The organism is Clostridium sp. YIM B02506 (assembly GCF_022324845.1).
GTDB lineage: Bacteria > Bacillota > Clostridia > Clostridiales > Clostridiaceae > Clostridium_T > Clostridium_T intestinale.
On sequence record NZ_JAKGTG010000017.1, the window covers coordinates 75,846 to 93,524 of the forward strand.

The 17,679-nt window shown below is 29.2% G+C and carries 23 protein-coding genes; 22 read left to right on the forward strand and 1 reads right to left on the reverse strand.

Annotated features, from left to right (window positions below; all coding sequences use genetic code 11):
• Nucleotides 1-49: 49 nt before the first annotated feature.
• From L1S49_RS13750 to L1S49_RS13840, 19 genes are all read left to right on the forward strand, one after another.
• Nucleotides 50-2,242, forward strand: coding sequence for a DNA topoisomerase III (locus L1S49_RS13750; protein WP_238905442.1), 2,193 nt, complete (start codon nucleotides 50-52; stop codon nucleotides 2,240-2,242).
• Between the two features lie 150 nt (nucleotides 2,243-2,392).
• Entirely contained in the window at nucleotides 2,393-3,151 is a 759-nt protein-coding gene (locus L1S49_RS13755) for a peptidase MA family metallohydrolase (RefSeq protein WP_238905447.1), read from the forward strand.
• A 20-nt stretch (nucleotides 3,152-3,171) separates the two neighbouring features.
• Complete coding sequence (locus L1S49_RS13760; RefSeq protein WP_238905450.1) at nucleotides 3,172-3,531, forward strand: DUF6483 family protein; 360 nt, start codon at nucleotides 3,172-3,174, stop codon at nucleotides 3,529-3,531.
• 68 nt (nucleotides 3,532-3,599) lie between these two features.
• Nucleotides 3,600-4,049, forward strand: coding sequence for a hypothetical protein (locus tag L1S49_RS13765; RefSeq protein WP_238905452.1), 450 nt, complete (start codon nucleotides 3,600-3,602; stop codon nucleotides 4,047-4,049).
• Between the two features lie 117 nt (nucleotides 4,050-4,166).
• Complete coding sequence (locus tag L1S49_RS13770) at nucleotides 4,167-4,376, forward strand: DUF4177 domain-containing protein (protein ID WP_238905454.1); 210 nt, start codon at nucleotides 4,167-4,169, stop codon at nucleotides 4,374-4,376.
• A gap of 125 nt (nucleotides 4,377-4,501) precedes the next feature.
• Nucleotides 4,502-5,227, forward strand: coding sequence for a glycosyltransferase family protein (locus L1S49_RS13775; RefSeq protein WP_238905456.1), 726 nt, complete (start codon nucleotides 4,502-4,504; stop codon nucleotides 5,225-5,227).
• Between the two features lie 12 nt (nucleotides 5,228-5,239).
• Nucleotides 5,240-5,653: a MaoC family dehydratase gene (locus L1S49_RS13780; protein WP_238905457.1), complete on the forward strand. Its 414-nt coding sequence runs from the start codon at nucleotides 5,240-5,242 to the stop codon at nucleotides 5,651-5,653.
• 6 nt (nucleotides 5,654-5,659) lie between these two features.
• On the forward strand, nucleotides 5,660-6,208 hold the full coding sequence (gene pseH, locus L1S49_RS13785; protein WP_238905460.1) for a UDP-4-amino-4,6-dideoxy-N-acetyl-beta-L-altrosamine N-acetyltransferase: 549 nt from the start codon (nucleotides 5,660-5,662) through the stop codon (nucleotides 6,206-6,208).
• 9 nt (nucleotides 6,209-6,217) lie between these two features.
• The gene (gene pseI, locus L1S49_RS13790) at nucleotides 6,218-7,282 is read left to right on the forward strand and encodes a pseudaminic acid synthase (RefSeq protein WP_238905464.1); all 1,065 of its coding nucleotides are present in this window, start codon (nucleotides 6,218-6,220) and stop codon (nucleotides 7,280-7,282) included.
• Nucleotides 7,283-7,415: 133 nt separating this feature from the next.
• On the forward strand, nucleotides 7,416-8,417 hold the full coding sequence (pseB, locus tag L1S49_RS13795) for a UDP-N-acetylglucosamine 4,6-dehydratase (inverting) (protein WP_238905467.1): 1,002 nt from the start codon (nucleotides 7,416-7,418) through the stop codon (nucleotides 8,415-8,417).
• Entirely contained in the window at nucleotides 8,414-9,421 is a 1,008-nt protein-coding gene (pseG, locus tag L1S49_RS13800; protein ID WP_238905470.1) for a UDP-2,4-diacetamido-2,4,6-trideoxy-beta-L-altropyranose hydrolase, read from the forward strand. Before pseB ends, pseG begins: the two co-directional genes overlap by 4 nt.
• Before the next feature lie 62 nt (nucleotides 9,422-9,483).
• Nucleotides 9,484-9,795, forward strand: a complete 312-nt coding sequence (locus tag L1S49_RS13805) for a hypothetical protein (protein WP_238905472.1) — start codon at nucleotides 9,484-9,486, stop codon at nucleotides 9,793-9,795.
• Nucleotides 9,796-9,809: 14 nt separating this feature from the next.
• On the forward strand, nucleotides 9,810-10,130 hold the full coding sequence (locus tag L1S49_RS13810; protein ID WP_238905474.1) for a hypothetical protein: 321 nt from the start codon (nucleotides 9,810-9,812) through the stop codon (nucleotides 10,128-10,130).
• 80 nt (nucleotides 10,131-10,210) lie between these two features.
• On the forward strand, nucleotides 10,211-10,513 hold the full coding sequence (locus L1S49_RS13815; RefSeq protein ID WP_238905476.1) for a hypothetical protein: 303 nt from the start codon (nucleotides 10,211-10,213) through the stop codon (nucleotides 10,511-10,513).
• A gap of 56 nt (nucleotides 10,514-10,569) precedes the next feature.
• Nucleotides 10,570-10,797, forward strand: coding sequence for a hypothetical protein (locus tag L1S49_RS13820; protein WP_238905478.1), 228 nt, complete (start codon nucleotides 10,570-10,572; stop codon nucleotides 10,795-10,797).
• Nucleotides 10,798-10,824: 27 nt separating this feature from the next.
• Nucleotides 10,825-10,995, forward strand: coding sequence for a hypothetical protein (locus L1S49_RS13825; protein WP_238905480.1), 171 nt, complete (start codon nucleotides 10,825-10,827; stop codon nucleotides 10,993-10,995).
• 1 nt (nucleotide 10,996) lies between these two features.
• Nucleotides 10,997-11,302: a hypothetical protein gene (locus tag L1S49_RS13830; protein ID WP_238905481.1), complete on the forward strand. Its 306-nt coding sequence runs from the start codon at nucleotides 10,997-10,999 to the stop codon at nucleotides 11,300-11,302.
• Between the two features lie 14 nt (nucleotides 11,303-11,316).
• Complete coding sequence (locus L1S49_RS13835; RefSeq protein ID WP_238905483.1) at nucleotides 11,317-12,924, forward strand: 6-hydroxymethylpterin diphosphokinase MptE-like protein; 1,608 nt, start codon at nucleotides 11,317-11,319, stop codon at nucleotides 12,922-12,924.
• Nucleotides 12,925-13,099: 175 nt separating this feature from the next.
• Nucleotides 13,100-14,449 (forward strand): amino acid permease, encoded by a 1,350-nt coding sequence (locus tag L1S49_RS13840; protein WP_238905485.1) that lies wholly within the window; start codon nucleotides 13,100-13,102, stop codon nucleotides 14,447-14,449.
• Nucleotides 14,450-14,604: 155 nt separating this feature from the next.
• Here L1S49_RS13840 and L1S49_RS13845 read toward each other — a convergent pair whose 3' ends face one another.
• A complete protein-coding gene (locus L1S49_RS13845) occupies nucleotides 14,605-15,183 on the reverse strand; it encodes a hypothetical protein (RefSeq protein WP_021804282.1) in 579 nt (192 codons plus the stop codon).
• Between the two features lie 166 nt (nucleotides 15,184-15,349).
• Between L1S49_RS13845 and L1S49_RS13850 the strand changes: the two genes are divergently transcribed.
• The 3 genes from L1S49_RS13850 to L1S49_RS13860 are packed head-to-tail and all read left to right on the forward strand — an operon-like array spanning nucleotide 15,350 to nucleotide 17,584.
• A complete protein-coding gene (locus L1S49_RS13850) occupies nucleotides 15,350-16,153 on the forward strand; it encodes an amino acid ABC transporter substrate-binding protein (RefSeq protein ID WP_286910434.1) in 804 nt (267 codons plus the stop codon).
• Between the two features lie 33 nt (nucleotides 16,154-16,186).
• The gene (locus tag L1S49_RS13855; RefSeq protein ID WP_021804284.1) at nucleotides 16,187-16,828 is read left to right on the forward strand and encodes an amino acid ABC transporter permease; all 642 of its coding nucleotides are present in this window, start codon (nucleotides 16,187-16,189) and stop codon (nucleotides 16,826-16,828) included.
• 12 nt (nucleotides 16,829-16,840) lie between these two features.
• On the forward strand, nucleotides 16,841-17,584 hold the full coding sequence (locus L1S49_RS13860; protein WP_238905486.1) for an amino acid ABC transporter ATP-binding protein: 744 nt from the start codon (nucleotides 16,841-16,843) through the stop codon (nucleotides 17,582-17,584).
• Nucleotides 17,585-17,679: the final 95 nt, after the last annotated feature.

The window sequence follows — 17,679 nt, forward strand, 5'->3', positions numbered from 1 at the left end:
TATAATGAACTTAGTTGATACAAAGTCAAAGTTTGAAAGGAAACAACATATGAGTAAGATATTAGTTTTAGCTGAAAAACCTTCAGTTGGTAGAGAACTTGCAAGAGTTTTAAGATGTAATAAAAAAGGCAATGGATTTATAGAGGGAGATAAATATATAGTGACATGGGCACTAGGTCATTTAGTTACTTTAGCTGATCCAGAAGCATATGATGATAAATATAAAACTTGGAAGATGGAAGATTTACCTATGCTTCCAAAACATTTAAAGCTTGTTGTTATAAAGCAAAGTGGTAAACAATTTAATGCAGTTAAAGAACAATTAAATAGAAAAGATGTAACTGAAATAGTTATAGCAACAGATGCTGGAAGAGAAGGGGAACTGGTTGCTAGATGGATTATTGAAAAGGCTAGAGTAAATAAACCAACTAAAAGATTATGGATATCCTCTCAAACAGATAAAGCAATATTAGATGGGTTTAAGAATTTAAAACCTGCATCCCAATATGATAATTTATATAAGGCAGCAGCCTGTAGATCAGAAGCGGACTGGGTAGTAGGGCTAAACATAACAAGAGCCTTAACTTGTAAATACAATGCACAATTAACAGCAGGACGTGTTCAATCAGCAACTTTAGCTATGATAGTAAGTAGAGAAGAAGAAATCAGAAACTTCAAACCACAGGATTACTATGTAATTAATGCAAAAGCAAAAGGCTTCACCTTAGCTTGGAGAGATAAAAATAACAATGGAAATATATTTGATGAGGAAAAGGTTAATAAAATACTTTCTTTAACCAAAGGAAGAGAAGCTGAAATAGTTGATGTAAAAGAAAGCTATAAAAAGAACTATGCTCCAAGTTTATATGATTTAACTGAACTTCAAAGGGATGCCAATAGAATATTTGGATATTCAGCAAAACAAACTTTATCCATAATGCAAAGGTTATATGAAAACTATAAAGTTTTAACTTATCCAAGAACAGATTCGAGATATATTTCCCAGGACATAGTTTCGACAATCCCTGATAGATTAAAGGCAGTAGCTGTAGGAAATTACAGCGGCATAGCGAATGAACTCCTAAGAGGGAAAATAAATGCGCATAAAGGTTTTGTAGATAACAGCAAAGTTAGTGATCACCACGCTATAATACCAACAGAGGAAAGAGGAAATTTAGCTCTTTTAAGTAGTGAGGAAAGACGTATTTATGATTTAGTTGTAAAAAGATTTTTAGCAGTTATGCTACCACCTTATGAATATCTTCAAACTACTATAACAGCAGATATAAATGGAGAAACTTTTATAGCTAAAGGAAATGTAACAAAATCTAAGGGTTGGAAAAGAGTGTATGATAAGGCTGATGATTTAGCAGAAGATGAAGAGGATAAAGAAAGCCAAGAATTACCTGCACTTAAAAAAGGTGATAAAGTTTCTATATCTACAGTAGAAAGTAAGAAATTAAAAACTAAACCACCAGCAAGATTTAATGAAGGAACTCTTCTTTCAGCTATGGAGAAACCTCATAAATATGTAAATATAGATAAAGCTCACGCAAAAACTTTAGGTGAAACTGGAGGAATAGGTACAGTTGCAACTAGAGCAGATATTATAGAAAAACTATTTAACATGTTTTATATAGAGAAAAGCGGAAAAGAAATAATCCCTACAGGAAAAGGAAAACAGCTTATAGAATTAGTTCCAGAAGAATTAAAATCTCCACTATTAACAGCAGAATGGGAAATGGAATTAGAGCTAATAAGTAAGGGGAAGAAAAATCCAAAAGACTTTACTGAAAGAATGAGAAGTTACGCAGAAGAATTAGTTCAAGAAGTAAAGGGCAGCAGTGATAAGTTTAGGCATGATAATCTTACAGGTAAAAAGTGTCCTGAATGTGGGAAATACATGCTTGAAGTTAAAGGAAAACATGGAGTTATGCATGTATGTCAAGATAGAGCTTGCGGTCACAGAGAAAACGTAAGTAGATTTACAAACGCAAGATGTCCTGAATGTAAAAAGAAACTAGAACTTAGAGGACAAGGCGAAGGTCAAATCTATGTATGTGCAAGTCCAACTTGTAACTTTAGAGAAAAGGCAGTTGTATTTAATAAGAGATTTGATAATAAAGAAAATAAAAACAGCAAGAGAGATGTACAAAATTATATGAAGAAGATGAAAAAGGAAGCAGAAGTTATAAACAATCCTTTTGGAGATCTTATGTCCTTGTTTGATAAAGATAAATAGAAGATAAAAAGAAGAGTTATTGCACAAGTTGTAGATAGCTCTTCTTTTTAGTTTGAACAAAAACAAAAGAATAAAAATTCCTATAAAAAAATTTTGAATTAATATTGTTATTAATGTAAAGTAAAGGTACAAAATAAAAGGGGTTATAGTATGAGGAGATTAGTTTTAGTTATAATGGTTATCGCTGTAGTAAGTGTATTTGCTAGTTGCTCTAATAAATCAAAGCAGCTAGATAAAGAAGAAATGAAATTAGAACTTGCAAGTGAACATTTTAATTTTTACTCAGAGAATAAGTATAAAGATCATTGCAAGAAACTTTCTGAGGTTTTAGAAAAAAATTATAAAAAAATTACTGATGACTTAAAAATTCAATCTGATGAAAAAATTAATATTTATGTTTATTCTGATTTAGATTCTTTTCATGAAGCTATTGGACAACCTAATGCTTCTGAGTGGATGGTTGGTGCAGAGATGGGGAATAACCTTATGAAGATGGTTTCTCCATATATAGATAAATCTAAAGAAGATTATATGATTAAGGTAGCAATACATGAGTTTACTCATGTATTAGTGAGGAACATTAATAAAGAGGTTGTACCTATTTGGTTAAATGAAGGTATAGCTACTTTTGAAGCAAACCAAATGGATGATTCTATAAAAAAGTTTATAAAAAGTAATCAAGTTCCTAAAATTATGGATTTAGAAAATATGGGTGCTCAAAGATTTGGAGATAATGGAGGATATGCCTACTCTTATAGCATTGTGGAATTTATAATAAACCAGTATGGATATGACGATTTAGTAAATTTAATAAAGTCACCTAAGGATTTTGAAAAAATATTAGGATTATCTCAAGATGAATTTCAAAATAAGTGGGAAGTGTACTTGAAGAGCAAATACAATAATTGAAGAAAATGGGGTAGCAGAATATGTTTGAAAATGATTATTTTGAGCGAATGATTAAAACCGTTATAAATGGTTTAGTATCAATATTTAAAAATAAAAATTCTATAGAAAATAGTATTGAAAATGATTCGGTAATTTTGAAGGAAGATCAGCTATTAGAAATAATGATAAAAAAGTACATAAGTGAAGGACAAATAAATAAAGCAGAAGATATGCTCTTTGAAGCTATAGAAGATAGAAAGTCCGCTAGAAATTTAGAACTTGCAGTATTTTTCTATGAAACAATAAGTAAATGGGATGATGAAAAACTTAGTAAATGTAATTTTTCTAAAGTGGAGATAGTAGATGGATTAAATGAGGTTAAAAAATTATATGATGAGTAAACAATAGAATTAAAATATAAATCCAGGGTAAACTATATCTATTAAAATATTTTAAGGTGGTAATGTGTATGCAAAGAAAAACCTTAAGTATATCAATTGGTATAGTTATTTCTTTATTATTAGCTATAAATGTTTTTACTTATGTGAGTTTAACAAGAAAACCTAAGGTATATAATATGACTGTTGTAACTGAAGACTTAGTATTAAAGGATTTGACTTTGGTTTCTTTTAATAAATATTTATATTTAGACAAGGGAAGTTATTTAGAGAGAAAAGAGATTAATAAAAATATTTCAGATATTCTTATAGTAGCAGAGATTGATGGGAATAACATTGAATTTCCTGCTGAAAAAGAATTTACAGAAGAAAGATATTACCTTAATACTACTAAATTCATAAAGAGTAACATAGATAAAGACTCCATATTAAAAATTTCTATAAAATACAATACGGATGGAATTCAAAAGGAATTTCACGATAATATAAAGATAATAAACAACAGAGTTAAAGACATGTAAAAAACTCCTGCCTTAGGTGATTAAAACTAAGGCAGGAGTTTTTGAGTTGAAACGATTGCACAACTGGTATAAAATAAAGATATAAAATAAGGATATAAAATAACACAGGGGGATATTATGAGTAAAAAATGGGAATATAAAGTCATAGGTCTAGATAATGCCTTAGAGACTAGACATGCTGTTGAGATTGAAGAAAGGCTAAATAAACTTGGAGAAGAAGGATGGGAATTAGTCCATGTGCTTGATCAAGTGGATGCTAGATGGGGGAATCAACCTAAAGTAGAATGTAATTTTATAATGATGAAGAGAGAAAAAATAATTACATAAATAATTTATTAGTGCTAACACCATAGATTTTGAAATAAAAATTTATGGTGTTTTAATTTGCACTAAAATGAACTTATTCGCATTTAATAATAGTAGTTAGGCAATGTAGAAAGTAGGTGAGCTTAATGAATGTAGTGTGTATAGTTCAAGCAAGGGTGGGATCAACTAGACTTACAAGGAAAGTACTAAAAAAGATATGCGGAAAAACTATTTTAGAACATGACATAGATAGATTAAAGAGAGTTAAAAACATAGATAAGATTGTAATTGCTACAACTACAGAGGAAAAAGATATAGAAATAGTAAATGAGGCAAATAGACTAGGAATAACATGTTTTAGAGGTTCTGAGAAGGATGTTCTTTCTAGATATTATTATGCAGCTAAGGAAAACAATGCAGATATCGTTGTAAGAATTACAAGTGATTGTCCTTTATTAGACTATAGGATTACAGAAAACACAATTAATTACTACCTAGAGAGTAGTTATGACTATGTTAGTAATACATTAGAGAGAACTTTACCAAGGGGACTAGATACGGAAGTGTTTAGTTTTAGTATTCTAGAAAAGGCTTTTAATGAGGCTATATTAGATAGAGATAGAGAACATGTAACGTCATATTTATACACAAATAAAGATAAGTTTTCACTTGGAAGCTATAGGTTTAGTAAGGATTACTCAAATCATAGGTGGACACTAGATACCGAGGAAGACTTTAATTTTATAAGTTGTATATATAATGAGTTATACAAAAAAAATAAATATTTCGATATGAATGATATTTTAAACCTCCTAAATAGAAGGCCAGATTTATTAGCTATTAATAAAGATATTAATCAAAAAGAAATATAGGGAGGATATTTTATGGTTTTACAAGAATTATACATTGGCCAAAAAGCTGAATATAGTAAAGTAATTACTAAGGAAATGGTAGAAACTTTTTCAGAGATTAGTGGAGATATAAATCCATTACATCTAGATGATAACTATGCAAAAAATACAATTTTTAAAGGGAGAATAGCCCATGGAATATTGGTATCTGGATTAATATCAGCAGTTATAGCAAATAAATTACCAGGAGAAGGGGCTATATATTTAACTCAATCTCTAAAGTTTACAAAACCAGTTAGATTAAATGACAAAATAACAGCAGCAGTTGAGATAATCTCAATAGATGATGAAAATTCTAAAATAACCTTAAGTACCATATGCAGAAATGCAGAAGGTAAAGTAGTTATAGATGGTGAAGCACAGGTGCTTGTACCTAAAAAGAGGTGAATAAAAGTGTCATTAACTTTAAGAAAAATAAAAGAAGAAGACCTATTAAGGATAATGGAATGGAGAATGAATCCTGAGGTTACTAAATACATGTACACAGATCCAATATTAAGTTTAGAAAAACAAAAAGAATGGTTTGACAAGATAAGTAAGGATAATACATCAAGATATTGGATTATTGAAATGGATGGAACCTCTATAGGTTTATTAAGTATATCAAATATAGATAATAAAAATAAAAAATGTTATTGGGCATATTATATAGCTGATACATCCTTTAGAGGAAGAGGAATAGCAACTTTATTAGAATGTAATATATATGATTATGTTTTTGATAAATTAAGTTTAAATAAATTATGTTGTGAAGTGTTTGAGTTTAATGATAAGGTTGTATCCATTCACAAAAAGTTTGGAAGTGAAGTAGAAGGAGTTTTGAAGGAGCATATCATTAAAGAGAATGAAAAATATAATGTTGTATTGATGGGTATTACAAAGGATAAGTGGAAACTAATTAAGAATAAATATAATTATGAAAATATAGAAATAAGTGATTAGGGGGAATACGTGCAAAAAGATTTAAGTATTGGGAATAGAAAAATTAATAATGGATCACCTGTTTTTATAATTGGAGAAATATCGGCCAATCATAATGGTAAAATTGAAAATGCAATAAAGCTTATAAGAGAGGCTAAAAAAGCAGGAGTAGATGCTATAAAGCTACAAACTTATACTGCTGATACAATAACATTAGATTGTAAAAATGAATATTTTAATGTAAAACAAGGGACTTTATGGGATGGTGTAACTTTGTATGATTTATATAAAGAGGCATATATGCCATGGGAATGGCATGAAGAATTATTTAAAGTTGCAAAAGAAGAAGATATAATTTGCTTTTCCTCACCCTTTGACAAAACAGCAGTTGATTTATTAGAGAAATTTAATGTTCCTGCATATAAAATCGCTTCTTTTGAAATAACGGATATACCACTTATAGAGTATATAGCATCTAAAGGTAAACCTATAATTATTTCTACAGGTATTGCAGATATTAAAGATATTGAAGAGGCACTATGTGCATGTAAAAGAATGAATAATAATCAAGTTATATTATTAAAATGTACATCTTCATATCCAGCACCCTATGAGGATATGAATTTAATTACAATTGCTGATATGGAGAAAAGGTTTAATTGTCTAGTGGGATTATCAGACCATACTTTAGGATCAGAGGTTTCAATAGCTGCTGTAGCATTGGGTGCTAAAGTTATGGAAAAACATATTATATTAAATCGAGCGGAAGGTGGGCCGGATTCTGATTTTTCAATGGAAATGGGTGAACTTAAGGATATGGTTGATAAAATAAGAAATGTTGAGAAGGCTATAGGTAAGATTGATTATTCTATAAATGAAAAGAAGAAGAAAAATAGAGAGTTTTGTAGGTCTTTATTTGTATCAGAAGATGTAAAGGCTGGTGAAATATTAAGTGAAAAAAATGTTAGAAGTGTAAGACCTGGATATGGACTACATCCAAGATATTTTAAAGATATATTAGGTAGAAAATTTAAAAAAGATATAGAAAAAGGAACTCCATTAAGCATGAATCTAATTGAGAGTATTAAAGAGTGAATAAGTAAACACTTTAGAATTTTGTAAGAGAAATCTAAAGTGTTTTTATTTGCACTAAAAATAAAACAATAGCATTTAATAATAGTAGCTAAGGAATTTTACTAGCCAATTTTTACAAAGGTAGGAGAGATGAATGATAACTAATGAAAGTATATTGATAACAGGGGGAACAGGGTCTTTTGGGAAACATTTTACTAAAAGGCTATTAAAAGAACATGACCCAAAGAAGATAATAATATATTCAAGAGATGAATTTAAGCAATATATATTAAGAAAAGAATTAGAAGAGATGTTTCCAAGCAAAAAGGATAGACTTAGATTTTTTGTAGGAGATGTTAGGGACAAAAATAGACTTAATAGAGCTTTTGAAAATGTTGATTATGTAATTCATGCAGCAGCTATGAAACAAGTACCAATATGCGAATATAATCCTTTTGAGGCTGTTAAAACCAATATATACGGGGCAGAGAATGTTATTGAAGCAGCTATTGATAAAAAAGTTAAAAAAGTAGTAGCTTTATCTACAGATAAAGCTGTAAACCCTATTAATTTATATGGAGGAACAAAACTAGTATCAGATAAGCTGTTTACCGCAGCTAACTCATATTCAGGAAAAGCAGGTACAGTTTTTTCTGTAGTTAGGTATGGAAATGTAGCGGGAAGCAGAGGGTCAATTATACCAATTTTCAGAACGTTAAAAGATAAGGGAGAAAAAGTATTTCCAATAACAGATGAAAGAATGACTAGATTCTGGATAACTTTAGATCAGGGAATTGACTTAGTAATAAAGGCACTTAAGGAAAGTAAGGGAGGAGAAATTTATATATCTAAAATTCCTTCCTTCAAAGTAGTAGACTTAGCAAAGGGTATGCTTAATGACTGTAAACTTGAGTTTATAGGAATACGAGAAGGCGAAAAACTCCATGAAGTTATGATAAGCAAAGACGATTCTAGAAACACTTATGAATATAAAAATCATTATATTATTTATCCAAATTTTGATTGGTGGGATTTAAAAACTCATTTTACTGAAGGAGGAACTTTAATAAAAGAAGGGTTTGAATATAATTCCGGAACTAATACAGAATGGCTTAATATTAAGGATTTAAAAAAGTGTTTAGAGGTATTAGAATGAAGGCATTAATAAGAGCTGATGGAGGATTTAATATTGGAATGGGTCATATAATTAGATGTATGACCCTTTATGATGAATTAATAAAAAATAATGTTGAGTGTATATTTGTATCTAAAAAAGATAAAGTGGTAGAAGGTTATTTTAAAGATAAAAAAGTAAGATATATCTTAATGGAAGCAATGGAGCTAGATGGAGAAAAAATAGAAATCAAAAATATTATAAAAAATTACAATACAGATGTAATTATCACAGATTCTTATAATATAAATGAAGAGTATTTGTTGTTTTTAAAATCATTAAGTAGGTATTTAGTATCTATAGATGACAATTATTTATTTGACTATCCTAGTGACATAGTTGTAAATCCTAACGTTTATGCTGAAAAGAAAAGATATAATAACAATATTTCTAAGTATTTACTAGGAGGGCAGTATTGTATATTAAGGGACGAGTTTAGGAAAAGAAGCAGTAAGAATATAAAAGTTAAAGCAGAAAATATATTGATAACTATGGGAGGGACAGATGTAAATAATGTTACTCCTTTTATTATTAAAGCAATTAATGAAATACCTGGGATAAATATAAATGTTATTGTTGGAAAAGGTTTTGAAAATAGAGAGTTAATTGAGGAAAGTTGTAAAAATGGACAAAATATAAAATTAATTTATAATCCTAAGGATATGAGAATATTAATGGAAAATGCAGACGTATGTATATCTTCAAGTGGATCTACATTATATGAACTAGCTAGTTTAGGAGTTCCAACTTTATTTGTTATACAAGCTGATAATCAGTTAAGACTTGCAGAGTATATGGAGAAAAACAAAATAATGATAAATTTAGGCTGGTACTATAACTTAAAAGAAAAAGCATTACTAGATGAATTAATTAATATTATTGATAATCAAGGGATAAGATTGAAATTAAGCGCTGATTCAAAAAAAATAATTAATGTAGATGGAGTTAAAAATATAGTTAAAAAAATAATTCAATATTTTTTGTAGCAAAATCAGAGCTTTAGAATATTATTATAATGATTAAGTACAAATATAAGGAAGTGGTTTAAATGCCTACTTATCCTACATCTACAGAAATAATAAAAGGTTCATCATTAGTAAAAGGTAAGGCATATGTCCAAAATTTAAAATTTAGAGATAGTGATAGAACCTTAATAAAAGGAACAGTTTATGATATTAATGGTAACCCTTTAGATGGAGTTGGTGTAGAGGTAATACAGATAGATAGGTCATCGATTATACCAGTATTAACTGTTCTTGGTGCTGTTTTCTCAGAAGCAGATGGAGTTTATGCAGTTTCTGTGGAAGTAAAAGAAGACTTTGAATATATATTAAATATATATAACCCATTACCTTTATAAAAGCGAGGGATTTTATGGATATTGATAACACTTTCATTTTAACACCGGAAGATTTAAAAGATGAAAAAGCAATATATAAAAATATGTGTATACCAGCAAGTGAAAAATCTTTAATCCTTGGAACTATAACAAACTATGATTCTACTCCAATAGAAAGCGCTGCAATAATTGTATACAAGCAGTTTATTACAGGAGGGATAAGTCATAGAGAACTTATGGGATTTACAGAAACCGATAAAAATGGGAGCTTTGCTGTGTTAGTCGAAAAAAATGACAATATAAGTTACAGTCTAGAAGTCTATAGACCGTTAAATAATAATATTTTTTGTCGATAAATAGTAACACTTGGAGAAAAAAACAATATGATAATATTGAGAATTAATTCTCGAACTTACTATTTAAGGAGATGAAGAAAATGCCTTCATATAGACCGGGGACTGTTACAATAACTACAACTAATAATGGAAGTATAACAGCAGCTGCTACTGCATCATTAGATGCATGGAATAGAACTTTAGCATTAGGATTAATAGAAGACTCAGCAGGAAATCCACAAACTAACGTAGCTGTACGTGTAGTAAGATTAGCATCCGCATCTGGAGCTTCAACAAATTTAGGAGTAACTTTTACTGATACTTTAGGAGAATATGGAGTATCATTACCAATTTTAACAGGAACTCAAGTTTACAGATTTGATGCTTATTCACCAGTATCATAGAAATTTAATAGAGGTAAGATCACATTTAATGTGGTCTTATCTAAAATGAGGTAATTATGGAAGAGATAAAAATAGAGGATTCTAATGAATTTCTTTTAAGTGGTAGAGTGTTTTATAATAATGGACTTCCAGCAAGTAAGGCGTTAATTATAGTTGAAAAAATTATTGATGAAAAAAATAGGAAGGTATTGGACTTTACGTTATCAAATGATGATGGAGATTATATATTTTTAATTGAAGATAAAAATATTTCTTATAAAATAAGTGCTTATAAAGGTTTATAAGTAGAGTTTTATTTTAGGAGGGTAATTATGAAAGAGTTAGAAAAATTTGATGAGAAAAAATATGTGAAGTTAAAGGTTAAATCAATGACCATAAACGGTAAAGAATCAGGTAAGATCATAAAAGCAGAGGATATAAAAAACCAGCAAAGTATAGTAGTTGATATAGTAGTTAGCAAGGAAGAAGAAAGTAAAGAATAATATGGGTGCAAATGAGATCTCAACAATAATAATAAGTGGTAGCTGTCTTAAACCTGGTGGAATTTATTGTGTAAGTAGAAGATTAAGACCTTTTACAGAGGTTCTTATAAAAGGAACAGTTTTTAATCCAGACAACTCCCCATCAGCGGGAGCTTGTGTGGAAGTGATAGAACTCAATTTTACTAAAATTACATTAGGATATGTATTTACAAATAAGAATGGAAACTTTGGATTTACTGTAAATTATAGACCGAATGTGGATTATATGCTTAAAGTCTATAGCCCCCTTCCAAATGATAATCCTTAGTTGAGAGGTTAATGATGAATGAAAAAATTGAAAAACTTATGAAAACTTTTGAAGACTTAAGATTTGATTCATTAATATTTATGTTTGGATTTGGAGATGGAGAATATTTAGATGCACTTTTAAGTTGTTGCTGTGAAAGAAATATAATTTATATAATTGAACCAAGTTTAGAAGATGTTTATAAATATAAAAATAATATAGATAAAAAAAATGTGTTTTTAATAGCTTATGATGAGGAGAAACTAGAGATATTGCTTAGAAGCACAATAAACTCAAGAAACTTTGTTAATCTTTTTGTAGATAAGTATGGAGATTATGACGAAAGATATAAGGATGAATACAATAAGTTTATAAGTTTGATTGATACAAGCTATTATAGTGTAGCAACATTTTTATATACAAATAAAAGTTTTAAAAATATATTTATAGATAATGTATTTTCGAATATAGATTGCATAAACGAATCTACATCTCTAGATTTATTTATGGATTATAATAAGGATATTCCAGCAATAATAGTGTCAGCAGGACCATCATTAGATAGAAATATTAAAGACATGATAAAGTTCAAAGAAAAGTTAAAAAACTTTTTTATAGTAGCAGGTAATAGGACATTGAAGCCCCTCCTTGACAATGGAATAATGCCAGATATAATTGTTTCAATTGATCCTCAAGAAGTAACTTACAATATGTTAAAAGAAATGTTAAATGTGAAAATTCCTTTGGTGTTTTATGAGCAAAGCAATTCAAAACTTGTAGCTGAGTATGAGGGAGATAAAATCTTTACAACACAAGGACTTTTTACTTGTATAAAAGACTTAGAAAATATGTCAATATGCTTTTCAGGAGGATCAGTTGCTCATTGTTGTACAGATATTGCGGTTAAGATAGGTTGCAATCCTATAATATTTGCAGGGCAAGATTTTGGTTATACTTACGATAAGCATCATGCAGAAATAGCGAAATTAGATATAGATAAAGAGATAAATAATTTAAATGTTATCAAAACAAAAGATGTTTTTGGAAACGAAATATTAACTGACAGGCTACTGAATTTATATAGAAAGAATATGGAATTTTATATAAAATATTTTACTAAATTTAGTGGGAAAAGCTTTTTAAATGTATCCTATGGAGCCGATATAGAAGGAGCAAAATTTAAAGAGTTTAGTGAGATACTAAGTGGGTATAATTCTAATAATTTAAAGAAAACATTAAAGATTGAAGAAAAAAGTAAAATAGATGTAGAGAAAATAAAAATAGAAGTTTTTAATCATATAGAAAATACAATACTTGAATCTATTAAAGCAGCTAAGATATGTGAAGAAATAACTGAAGAAATTATAGATGAAAATACAGTTAAAAAATTTGCTGAGACTTTGGAAGTAATAGATAGATTTGTAAAAAATCCAAACAGCTTATTTTTTAAAGGGTATTTAGAGGAGTTTTTATTTAATATAAAAGAAAAGTATTTTAAAATGTCAGCAAAGGAATACCCTATATTAACAAATAATTTGATTTATCAAAGCAAAGTGTTTTCTAGCTATTTCAAGGAACTTATAAGGATGCTTGAAGAAGTAAAAGTTGTAATAAAGCCCTATATAGATAAAATGGATGATTAGATATATTTTTACAAAATGCTAGTGTGAAACTTTACTAATTGACATTATGAAGAATTCTTTTTAAAATTATTTTATAGAAATATTAAAATTTATATTATATTCTAAAAGAAGTAAGAGTAGTAGATAACATTTACGTTACCTTTCTACTCTTATATTATTATCAAAGGAGATAATTATGGAATTAAAAAGTCAAGAAAATGGTTCTAAGGTTGAGGTAAAGACTTTAAAGAGAGAAATTGGACTATTTGAAGCTATTAGTATGGTAATTGGTGTAGTAATAGGTTCAGGAATATTCTTCAAGGCTTCAGTTGTTTTTAGTAGTGCAAAGACTCCAACATTAGGTGTTTTAGCATGGGTTGTAGGTGGAGTAATAACTATAGCATCCGCACTAACTGTAGCGGAAATAGCAGCTGCAATTCCTAAAACAGGAGGAGTATTTGTTTATTTAAAAGAATTATATGGAGAAAAGTATGCATTTCTATTTGGTTGGGTACAAACCCTTATATATGTACCTGGAATAATAGCAGCTTTATCTATAGTATTAGTAACACAGGCTACATATTTTGTGGATTTGAGCTCAATGCAACAAAAAATATTAGCCATATTTATGATAATATTTATAAGCACTATAAATATTATTTCTACAAAATTGGGTAGTAAGGTTCAATTTATAGCTACTGTTGCAAAGCTAATTCCTATTTTTGTGATTATAGTTTTTGGAATATTAAAGGGTGAAGCTAACAGCTTTTCAACCTTTGTAATGCCAGAGGGAAGCACTGTTGGAGTAGCAGGTTTTGGAGCAGCTGTACTTGGAACTTTATGGGCTTATGATGGTTGGGTAGGAGTAGGAAATATGGCTGGTGAGCTTAAAAATCCTAAAAAAGATCTTCCTAGATCTATAGTTTTTGGACTAGCCTTTACTATGCTTGTATACGTACTAATAAATGTTGCAATCGTAAATATAATGCCTGTAGATCAAGTCATTGCTTCAGAAAAAGTTGCATCAGATGCCGCGGTTATTTTATTCGGTAATGGTGGAGCAGGTTTAATATCAATAGGTATAATTATATCTATATTTGGAGCGTTAAATGGATACATACTAACAGGAGTTAGAGTTCCTTTTGCAATGGCTCAGGATAATTTACTTCCATTTTCTAAGATTTTGGGAAAGGTTAATGATAGATTTGAAACACCTTTAAATACGTTTGTATTTGAAATTATATTAGCAATTTTATATGTTTTAAGTGGTTCATTTAATACACTTACGAACTTAGCTGTATTTGTAATGTGGATATTCTTTGTAATGACTGTAGCAGGAATCTTTATATTACGTAAGAAGCACAAAGATTTAGAAAGACCATATAGCGTGCCATTGTATCCTATAATTCCGTTAGTAGGAATTGGAGGAGGTCTATATATAATAATTAGTACACTTTTAACTGATACAACAAACGCAATATATGGAATAGGGGTTACCTTGATAGGAATACCTGTTTATATTTACATAAAGAAGAGAAATCAATAAGTAAAGAGGTTGGATTAAAATAATCCAACCTCTTTTGGGATTTTGTTTGGGTTTATATGAAAAAAACTTATCGACAAAACTTATGATAAATAAAATCATAAGTTTATTATAATACATAATTCTTATAAATATTTTCAAAATATGAAAATATTATATTATTTTTGAAATCTTAAGGCGTAACTTGCTAAATCTATGTTTATAGGGTCGGCTAATGCATCAGAATTATTTCCATAAAATAATGTAGGATCATTTTCTAAAGCATGAAGACTGAGTATAATATAATAATTTAAAGGTGTTATGTTTAGAACATTCGTATATAAGTCTACAATACTGTTACCATTTCCAATTATAAAATTTAATGAAGGTGAAAAGTTAATATTTATGTTTGGAGATGTATTTAAGGTGTTTACAATAAAATCATTGGCTTGTTTATCATTATGAATTGGAGAATTACTATCGAATGTACATTTTCCACATTGAACATTAAATATATATAAACCTATCAAGTAGTTTGTTAAAGATATTTGCAAGTTAGTGTAAGTTAAGCTAGTACCAACGGCAGTGGTACTGTTAGTAGGATTAGTACTTAAAAAATAATATGCTCTATTATCATTTTTAAATATAGCAAAATTTTCTGTTAGTATAGGGTGAGTATTCCCCAAGTATTTACTGCATGGGGGAAAATCAGGGTTGTTATAAAGGACATCAAAACATGTTTTGCTTTTTTTAGACATATCCTCCTCCATACATCATTGCTAATAATATATTGTATGAATCAATATCGTTTTTGGGATTTTTAAGTATAAAACAATAAAAAGAGAAAATACATATTGACACCAACTCTTTAATGCTTTAGAATGATAAAGTAATAAAGCGATTATTTTAAGGGGGATTATAAATATGAAAAAGAAGATAACATCATTATTATTAGTAGCTATGGCTGCACTTACAGTAGTAGGATGTGGTAAAAAAGAAGAAAAAACGGGGCTAGCTAAAATAAAAGATAAAGGCGAAATGATAGTAGGATTAGATGATACATTCGTTCCAATGGGGTTTAAGGACGATAAAGGAGAAATAACTGGCTTTGATGCTGAATTGGCAAAGGAAGTTGGAAAGAAAATAGGAGTTGAAGTTAAATTCCAACCTATAGATTGGTCAATGAAAGAAACAGAGCTTAATAATGGAAATATAGATTTTATATGGAATGGTTACACAATAACAGCTGAAAGAAAAGAGAAGGTTGCATTTACAAAACCTTATTTAGAAAATAGACAAGTTATAATAACTTTAGCAAATTCACCAATAAAAACAAAGGCTGACTTAAATGGAAAAGCTGTTGCAGCACAAAATGGTTCTAGTGCAGTTGATGCAGTAGAAAAGGAAGCTGACTTAGTTAAGAGCTTTAAAAATGGAAAGCTTGTGACTTTTGAAACTAACAATGACGCACTAATGGATTTAGAAGCTGGTAGAGTTGATGCTGTAGTAGGTGATGAAATACTTATAAGATACTATACTAACCAAAGAGGAGAAAGTAAATACAAAGTTCTAGAAGATAACTTTGGTGATGAAGAGTATGGCGTAGGGTTAAGAAAAGCTGATACAGATTTATTAGATGCAGTTCAAAAAGCACTTGATGAAATGAAAGCAGATGGAACTTCAAAAGCTATATCAGAAAAGTGGTTTGGAGAAGATATAGTTAAATAGGCTGATTAAATAATATTACAGGAGAAATATAATATGGATTATGTGGTAAGTTTATTACCTTCACTAACAGAAGGTCTTGTAAGTACTCTTAAAATATTTATAGTAACATTAGTCCTTTCAATACCTTTAGGGATTGTAATTGCATTAGGAAGACTATCAAAAGTAAAGATAATAAGTGTAATAACTGAAGGTTATATATGGCTTATGAGAGGAACTCCATTATTATTACAAATAGTGTTTGTATTTTTTGGACTACCTTTAATGGGAATAAGTTTTGATAGATTTCCAGCAGCTATAATAGCATTTGTTTTAAACTATGCTGCATATTATGGGGAAATATTCAGAGCTGGAATACAGTCTATAGATAAGGGACAATATGAAGCTTCGGAAGTTTTAGGAATGTCTAATTCTCAAACATTTTTTAGAATAATATTTCCTCAGATGATTAAAAGAGTATTACCTCCAGTAGCAAATGAAGTGATTACACTTGTTAAGGATACTGCACTTGTATATGTAGTGGGGTTAGATGAACTTTTAAAAGTAGCTAAAACTGCTTCAAATAGAGATGCATCATTGGTTCCTTTAGTAGTAGTTGCAGTATTTTATTTATTACTTACGGCTGTGCTGACAAAGGTATTCCAAGTACTTGAGAAAAAGTATTCTTATTATCAATAGGGAGGACTCACCATGACATTGAAGGTTAGTGAATTAAATAAATCTTTTAAAGGTAAACAAGTTTTGAAAAATGTAAGCTTTCAGGTTGAAGAAGGAGAAATAGTTGCTCTATTAGGACAATCTGGTGCAGGAAAAACCACGGTTTTAAGATGTATAAATGGGCTAGAGAAAGCTGATGGTGGAAGTATAGAGATAAGCGATATTCCTTTGTTTGAAGAAAAGAATGGAAGAGTTGTTTATTGTTTAAAAGATACTATGAAGGAAGTCAGAAAAAATCTGGGTATGGTTTTTCAAAGTTATAATTTATTTCCACATATGTCTGTTTTAGAAAATATAATTGAAGCTCCTGTAAATGTATTTAAGATATCAAAAGATGAGGCAAAGAGAGATGCTAATGAATTACTTAAGCAAATAGGATTAGAGGATAAAGAAAATGCATATCCTTTTGAACTTTCTGGTGGTCAGAAGCAGAGAGTTGCAATAGCTAGAGCTTGTGCATTAAACCCTAAGATAATGTGTTTTGATGAACCAACATCAGCTTTAGATCCAGAGCTTACAGAGGGAATAGCTACAGTTATAGATGGGTTAAGCAAAAAAGGTATGGGTATATTAATAATAACTCATGATATGTCTTTTGCTAAAAGAGTAGCTCACAAGGTTTTATTTATGGCTGATGGAGAAATAATAGAAGAAGGTTCAGTGGAAGAAATTTTTAAAAATCCTAAAAAAGAGAAAACTAAAAATTTTGTGAAATAGTAAGAGAGTTTATTTGACTCTCTTTTTATTCTTTAGACCAGTTATAAAAAGTCAATAATTTTTTTGAATTTATTTTTGCTAAAAAGAGGTATACT